This window comes from Dietzia massiliensis, assembly GCF_018390595.1.
In the GTDB taxonomy this organism is placed as follows: domain Bacteria; phylum Actinomycetota; class Actinomycetes; order Mycobacteriales; family Mycobacteriaceae; genus Dietzia; species Dietzia massiliensis.
This window is the reverse complement of sequence record NZ_JAHBAV010000102.1, coordinates 1-4,176: the sequence shown is the minus strand read 5'-3', so window position 1 is coordinate 4,176 and position 4,176 is coordinate 1. Positions and strand designations below refer to the sequence as shown.

General features: G+C 70.5%; 4 protein-coding genes, 2 tRNA genes and 1 pseudogene. 3 read left to right on the top strand and 4 right to left on the bottom strand.

Annotation, left to right across the window (positions count from 1 at the left end):
* Positions 1 to 177 precede the first annotated feature (177 nt).
* Positions 178 to 1,242 (bottom strand): histidinol-phosphate transaminase, encoded by a 1,065-nt coding sequence (locus KHA85_RS16080; RefSeq protein ID WP_213186579.1) that lies wholly within the window; start codon positions 1,240 to 1,242, stop codon positions 178 to 180.
* A 104-nt stretch (positions 1,243 to 1,346) separates the two neighbouring features.
* Between KHA85_RS16080 and KHA85_RS16075 the strand changes: the two genes are divergently transcribed.
* Positions 1,347 to 1,438, top strand: a tRNA-Ser gene (locus KHA85_RS16075).
* Positions 1,439 to 1,490: 52 nt separating this feature from the next.
* Positions 1,491 to 1,563, top strand: a tRNA-Arg gene (locus KHA85_RS16070).
* A 125-nt stretch (positions 1,564 to 1,688) separates the two neighbouring features.
* Here KHA85_RS16070 and KHA85_RS16065 read toward each other — a convergent pair.
* From KHA85_RS16065 to KHA85_RS16055, 3 genes are read right to left on the bottom strand one after another with little or no spacing between them, the layout of a single operon-like run.
* The gene (locus tag KHA85_RS16065; protein ID WP_213186578.1) at positions 1,689 to 2,150 is read right to left on the bottom strand and encodes a hypothetical protein; all 462 of its coding nucleotides are present in this window, start codon (positions 2,148 to 2,150) and stop codon (positions 1,689 to 1,691) included.
* 29 nt (positions 2,151 to 2,179) lie between these two features.
* Positions 2,180 to 3,175: an HAAS signaling domain-containing protein gene (locus tag KHA85_RS16060; protein WP_213186577.1), complete on the bottom strand. Its 996-nt coding sequence runs from the start codon at positions 3,173 to 3,175 to the stop codon at positions 2,180 to 2,182.
* Positions 3,175 to 3,519 (bottom strand): PadR family transcriptional regulator, encoded by a 345-nt coding sequence (locus tag KHA85_RS16055; protein ID WP_213186576.1) that lies wholly within the window; start codon positions 3,517 to 3,519, stop codon positions 3,175 to 3,177. Before KHA85_RS16055 ends, KHA85_RS16060 begins: the two co-directional genes overlap by 1 nt.
* 277 nt (positions 3,520 to 3,796) lie before the next feature.
* Between KHA85_RS16055 and KHA85_RS16050 the strand changes: the two are divergent.
* A pseudogene (locus KHA85_RS16050) lies at positions 3,797 to 4,176 on the top strand (HNH endonuclease); the annotation flags it as partial.

Genomic DNA, 4,176 nt, shown 5'->3' with positions numbered 1-4,176 from the left:
GATCCGGGCGTGGGTGGGGCTGCGGGACTCGCCTCACGGCGGGGACCTCGCAGCTGCACACCGACTCCTGGGGGATCGTGACCCGCGGCTCTCGCGGGACGGGCGCGACGACCGGGGCGTCGCGTCCAAACCCGACCCATCGTGCCGCCGCGAGGTCACGGGACCCCGCCGGAAGCATCACATTCCGGTCACGAATTCGTGGGCGGCCGCGAGGAACCGATCGTTCTCATCCCGGTCGCCGATCGTCACCCGCACCCCGTCGCCGGCGAAACACCGCGTCACGACGCGGTGGTCGCGGCAGTGGGCGTCGAAGTCGGACGCGGCCTCCGCGAGCGGGAGCCAGACGAAGTTGGCCTGGGTGTCCGGGACCGCGTGGCCCATGTCGAGCAGCGCGTCGCGCACCCGCGAACGCTCGGCGACGACCGCGTCGGTGCGCGCCCGCAGTTCGTCCCCGGCCTCCAGGCAGGCGATCGCCGCGGACTGGGCCAGCGAACTCACGGAGAACGGCACGACCATCTTCGCCACCGGCACCACCAGGTCGACGGGCCCGACGAGGTAGCCGACGCGCAGGCCGGCGAGCCCGTACGCCTTGGAGAAGGTGCGCAAGGAGACCACATTGCGACGGGCCATCACCTCCGCGACACCGTCCACCTTGTCGTCGTCGTCGCCCCTCACGTACTCCACATAGGCCTCGTCCAGCGCCACGGTGACCCGCTCCGGGACACGGTCCAGGAACGCGCGCAGGTCCGCGCGCGGAACGGCCGGCCCCGTGGGGTTGTTGGGGGTGCAGACGAAGATCAGGCGCGTCCGGTCGGTGACGGCCCCCGCGATCGCGTCGAGGTCCAACGACCCGTCGGCGCGGTTCGGGATGGACACGGGCACGGCGTGGGCGATGCGGGAGATGATCGGGTACGCCTCGAAGGAGCGCCAGCCGAAGATCACCTCGTCGCCCGGGGCGCACACCGCCTGGACCAGCTGCTGGCACAGGGCCACCGAGCCGCAGCCGGCGGTGACGTTCTCGGCGCCCACGTCCAGGAAGTCCGCCAGGCGCTCCACGAGTGCCCGGGAGGTGATGTCCGGGTACCGGTTGGCCGCCGCCGCGGCGTCGGCGATCGCCGCGGCCACGCTCGCCAGCGGGCCGGCGGTGGTCTCGTTGGACGCGAGCTTCACGGCGCCGGGCACGGACGCACCGGGCACGTAGGCGGGGATCGCGTCGAGGTCACTGCGCACGTCGGGGGACATGTCTACAGAGTAGGACCAGCAGCTCCCGGCCCGGTGTCCGGCCGTTTTGCGAACCGGCGGGGCGTGTGTGTACTGTAAAGCCTCGTTGGCTCGCAGAGCCTCCAGGAGGCGTGCCAGAGCGGCCGAATGGGACTCACTGCTAATGAGTTGTCCTCCTAAAAGGGGACCGGAGGTTCAAATCCTCTCGCCTCCGCCATGCCGGAAGCCCGGGAGACCGGACATCTGGCACGACAGAAGAATATGAGTATGCGCCCGTAGCTCAATGGATAGAGCACTTGACTACGGATCAAGAGGTTAGGGGTTCGAGTCCCTTCGGGCGCACAAGTGCAGGAGACCCCGCCACCGGCAGAGATGCAGGAGGCGGGGTCTTCTCGTCGGCCTCGGTTCGCGATGCCGACGCCTCGCTCGAACGCGCCGCGGGGCTGTCGCTCGCAGACGGCGGAGTGTCAGCCGCCGGTTCCCGGACCCCAGTGGATCGCGGTGAATGCGGCTTCGTACTGCGCGCGGTCGAACAGGAACGGCCCGATCGGCAGCGGACCCCACTCGTGCGTCGCGCTGCGGAACACCGACCAGGCGACGTCTCGGTGTCCGACGTTGACCCGGGCGGTGAGGGGGTGGAAGTCCCACTCGCCGCAATCGCAACCCAGCAAGGCCGTCGCGCCCGGATCCGCCAAGTAGTCGACCGGGGATCCCAGATAGTGCTGCGGCCCGCGAACGTCGTGCACAGCCATCGGAAGGTACTCGTTCGGGTCGTCGGGGTTCCCCGCCGATCGCCGGGCCGCCGTCTCGGCGGGCAGGACCAGGTCGAGCAACCGGCGACCGTCGACATACAAATCCACCGAGGGGATGGGCGGGCACGACAGGTGTTCGATCACCACGTCGACGGGTCGCACCGTGAGGATGTTCATGCTCCGAGGGTAGGCGGCCCGGGCCGACGTCAGCGGTCTGCGGCCCGCCGGAACGTCCGCAGGGTCTCGACCTGGTCCCACACCACGATCACCCAGATCGCCGCGACCAGCCCCCAGCGGATGGCGGTGGCCGGGCCGCCGTCGCCGTCCGCGGGGACGAGGTCCGGGTGCAGCACGGTCTGCTGGCTCAAAACGAGGGCGGTGAGGAACACGCCGAACACGATGTCGGTGGCCATCTCCAGGGCCAGACGGCCGCGCGACCGTCCCGGCCGCGCCAGGCGCCACACCTGGATGAGCGCGAGCACGCCGATCAGGGCCAGGTAGCTCACGACCCAGCCGGTCGGGATGTCCGGGTTGATCAGCGGCTCGCCCCCGTTGAGGTGGCCGATGTAGAGGAACGTCGACGGGATGAACGGCACACCGGACAGGAGGGCGAGCATCACGAGCGAGACGATCGCGTCGGCACGCGTGTCGGTTCCGCTGCCCGGGCGGTCGAGATCGTTCGGATCCCAGGTCGGCGTCCGCGCCAGTGCGTTGCTCGCGCCCTCCGGGGTGGTCCGCTCGATGATCACCACCACGAGCGTCCACGCCGCGAAGGTCCAGAGGAGGGCGGCGGACACGGAGGTGACGAGCTGGGCGATGAGGTCGCCGAGCTGGGGGACAGGCGTCGTGGAGACGTAGAGGATGCCGCCGGCCACCGCGGCGATCGTGCCGACGACGGGCACGAGCCACCGCAGCACGCGAGACCATACGGGGTAGACGTCGGGTCCGACGAGGTACTGACGCACGCCCGAATACCGACGCGCGAGCTGCACGGGGTCGCCCAGGCGACGCAGGACCGTGTGCTCGGCGGTGGCGGGATCGATCCGGCCGTCGGGGCCGGTGCCGGTGTCGGTGCCGGCGTCGAGCTCGGCGGCGATCATGTCGTCGATGGTCGCGGCGATCTCCTCCGAGATGTCGCCGCGCTGGCCCTCGGGGAGGTGACGGACCACCTCGGAGATGTAGCGACCGGTGAGTCGGGGCATCACGCATCCGCCTTCCGCAGATCGTCGTAGCCGGCGCCCAGCGCCAGCCATTCGGTGTGCAGCCGCTCGGCGGTCTCGGTGCCGAGTGCGGTGGTCTCGTAGTACTTGCGGGGCCGGGGGTCGTCGGTGCGCCAGGTCGACGTGAGCAGGCCCTGGCCCTCCAGGCGGCGCAGCAGCGGGTAGAGGGTGTTGGCCTCGGTGACGATGCCGGCGTCGGCCAGCGTGGTGAGCAGTCCGTACCCGTACTTCGGCGTCCGGCACGCGATGAGGCTCGCCAGCACCACGGATCCCCGCCGGATCTCCTGGAGGTGGGTGCCCTGTACCGCGCCGGCCGCGTCATCCATGTGCCACACCATAGTGTGTGTCGCACACTATGTAAATGACGCACACCGTGGCCGCCGCGTGGGGTCGCCCGGGCGCGGGGCTGTGTCGCCCCCCCAGGGGAATATGACGGGGACGACGACAAGGTCATCGCTCGCCTACGTGCGCAACTGGGCGGAGCGCGCGCGGATCAGTTGCATTCGAACTCTTGTGCGCTCGGCGTGGCGCCGGTATGATCGAACTATCGTTCGACATTGGTGGTCATCGTTCGGTGTGGCGCTCGGCGAGGGGGAGGGGTTGGTGACGACGGCGAGGACGTTGTTCGCGGTCCCTGAGGGTCTGGGCGCGTTGGACATGGCGGCGGTCAGTGAGGCGGCTCGCGCGGCGACGCTGGCGCAGAACCGAGCTGGTGCGACGCGGTTGGAGGCCGCGTATGTGCTGGTCGCGCAGTTCACCCGCGCGGCGCAGACCGAGGACGAGCAGGGGCCTGCGGGGTCGGGTCGGCCGGGGTATGCGCGGTTGGCGCCGGCGGCGCGGGCGCGTGATCATCTGGTGGCGGCGTGTCAGTTGACGTGTTGGCATGCCGAGCGGCTGGTCACCGCGGGCGTGCAGATCCACACCCGCCTGTCCCGCCTTGCGTCGGTGGTGGCGCGGGGGGTGATGCCGGAGCAGATGGCGGT

Bases quoted from the DNA above. Each gene is read 5' to 3' on its own strand.
- KHA85_RS16060 (WP_213186577.1), bottom strand. From the start codon at position 3,175: ATGCCCCGACTCACCGGTCGCTACATCTCCGAGGTGGTCCGTCACCTC.
- KHA85_RS16065 (WP_213186578.1), bottom strand. From the start codon at position 2,150: ATGAACATCCTCACGGTGCGACCCGTCGACGTGGTGATCGAACACCTG.
- KHA85_RS16055 (WP_213186576.1), bottom strand. From the start codon at position 3,519: ATGGATGACGCGGCCGGCGCGGTACAGGGCACCCACCTCCAGGAGATC.
- KHA85_RS16080 (WP_213186579.1), bottom strand. From the start codon at position 1,242: ATGTCCCCCGACGTGCGCAGTGACCTCGACGCGATCCCCGCCTACGTG.